The sequence below is a fragment of the Protofrankia sp. Cr2 genome, from assembly GCF_963555885.1.
Taxonomy (GTDB): domain Bacteria; phylum Actinomycetota; class Actinomycetes; order Frankiales; family Frankiaceae; genus Protofrankia.
Map to the genome: position 1 here is coordinate 1 of NZ_CAUVXG010000067.1, position 807 is coordinate 807.

Annotated in this window: 1 protein-coding gene; it reads right to left on the bottom strand. The window is 69.4% G+C overall.

What is annotated here, in order from left to right:
• Nucleotides 1-475, bottom strand: a 475-nt coding sequence (locus tag U9978_RS21110; RefSeq protein ID WP_322762904.1) for an aldo/keto reductase, incomplete at its 3' end; no start/stop codon positions are given.
• Between the last annotated feature and the right edge of the window lie 332 nt (nt 476-807).

Below are 807 nucleotides of genomic sequence, written 5' to 3' on the forward strand. Positions count from 1 at the left end.
AGTACTCGGTTTGGACGGCGGCCAGCGGATGCACCGCGTGCGCGCGGCGGATGGTGTCCGGCGCAGCCTCGGAGATCCCGAGGTAGCGGACCTTGCCGGCGGCGACCAGCTCGGCGAGCGCACCGAAGGTTTCCTCCACCGGCACGGCCGGATCGACCCGGTGCTGGTAGTACAGGTCGATGATCTCGACGCCGAGGCGGCGCAGCGACCTGTCGACGGCGCGACGCGCATAGTCGGGGTGGCCGTTGACCCGCCCGGCAAGCCGCCCCTCGTCGTCGACCTCGTTACCGAACTTGGTGGCGAGGACGACCTCGTCCCGCCGGCTGGCGATGGCCGCGCCGACAAGCCGCTCGTTGGTCCATGGCCCGTACATGTCGGCCGTGTCGAGGAAGGTCACGCCGAGATCGAGCGCACGGTGGATCGTGGCCGTTGACTCGGCGTCGTCGCGGGCGCCGTAGAAGGCGCTCATCCCCATGCATCCCAGTCCCTCAGCAGAGACGGCCAAGCCTGCCGTGCCCAAGGTACGCAGCTGCACTGTGGTCACTCCATCGGTTGTGTTCGGCGGATCGTCATCAGCTCAGTGGTCTCCAGCTAACCGCGGCACGGCCAAGGCCAGGTTGACCCGGCCCGACCCGGGGTCGGACCGACCGTAGTTCTCCTAGGACCAGCTTCGCGCCGCCCGCCGGCTCACCCCGACGGGGACAATAGGCCTCATGGACCGGCGGGATGAGTTGCGGGAGTTCCTGCGGGCACGGCGGTCGCGGTTACGTCCCGGCGAGGACGACATACCCGCGTTCGCCGGAGTCC